Annotated in this window: 2 protein-coding genes; both read left to right on the plus strand. The window is 74.1% G+C overall.

Annotated elements, in window-relative coordinates; all coding sequences use genetic code 11:
* The coding region (locus ACWJ6R_RS36295) for a hypothetical protein (RefSeq protein ID WP_449066539.1) at window positions 1-188 on the plus strand (188 nt) is incomplete at its 5' end.
* 165 nt (window positions 189-353) lie between these two features.
* The coding region (locus ACWJ6R_RS36300; RefSeq protein ID WP_449066540.1) for a hypothetical protein at window positions 354-1,411 on the plus strand (1,058 nt) is incomplete at its 3' end.

A 1,411-nucleotide genomic window follows, 5' to 3' on the forward strand; every position in this document is an offset into this window, starting at 1 on the left:
AGTTCCTGCGCGACATGCGCTGCCCGCTGGGCCAGGGCTACCTGTTCAGCAAGCCGGTGCCGGCGGCCACGCTGGACCGGTTCCTGGCCGGCGGCGGCGCCGGGACCGACGCCGGGAGCGCCGAGAGCGTCGGGAACGCGGCCGGGGGCTCCGCGGACCCGATCGGCGGCGGGCGCCTGGCCGGCTGACCGCCCGCCGTACGGCACCCGCCGTACGGCGAGCATAAGACGATCCCCGCGAGGGGCTCAGATCACCCGCGCGCCTACCGATGGAGGGGAGGGCCTCCTCTCGGAACGGCCCCTCCCCGGCACCCGCAGCTCCATCCGCCCACCGTCGCACGCCAGGAGAAGACGATGCAGCCAGACGCCTCCTCTCCGAGGCCCGTCACGGGTCACCGGCGGGGACGGGGCTCCCTCCGTCCCCCCCTCTGGCTGCTGTTCCTGCTGTCCGGCTGCCTGATGACCGCGGTCGTGGCCGTCACGCCGGGCCAGGCCGGCGAGCTGCTGTGGGAGGTCGTCCCGATCGCCGCGGTCGCCGCGATGGCCGCCGGGATCCGGCGGCACCGCCCGCCCGCGGCCCCGGCCTGGTGGCTGATGACGGCCGGGATGGCGGTCTGGGCCGCGGCCGACCTGCTGTGGACCGGCTGGTACCTGGCGGCCGGCTCGATCCCCCACTGGGTCAACCTGCTCTACGTGCCGATGTACCCGCTGGTCGCGCTCGGCCTGGGCCGGCTGCAGCGCGACCCGGACCGCTCCGGGAACCGCGGGGTGACGCTGGACGCGGTGGTCATCGTGATGGGCGCCGCGTTCCTGTACTGGACGCTGATCTTCAACCCGTACCTCGGCGTCGAGAGCATGCGCGACGCCGACCACCTGACGGCCCTGCTCTACCTGGGCCTGGACATGGTCGTCGTCTTCATGGGGGCCCGGCTCTGGTTCCGCTACGGCAACCAGAGCACCTCCTACGTGCTGCTGGGGGCGGGGTTCACCGCCCTGCTCGTCGCCGACGCGGTCTACACCATGGCGTTCGTGGGCGACGGGAACCCCGGAGCCCCGGTCCTGGGCGGCTCCGGCGCCGAGAGCGCTGGGAGCACGGCCTGGCTGCTCTCGTTCGTCCTCATGGGCACGGCCGCGTTGCACCCGTCGATGACCGGCGCCCGGGACGCCCTGCCCAGCAACGCCCTCACCGTCATGCGGGGCGGCGTCTTCCTGGGCATCGCCTGCTCGGGACCGGTCTCCTTCCTGCTCAGCCTCGGACCCGGCCCGGTGACGTTGACCCGCGCCGACCTCGCCGTCCCGCTGACACTGCTGACCGGGCTGTCCGGGTTCCTGATCATCCGGCTGGTCATGGGCACCAGCGCGGCGCAGCGGCGCGCGCTGCTGCTGGACGAGCAGGCCGCGGAGCTGTCGCG

Source organism: Planomonospora algeriensis (assembly GCF_977012225.1).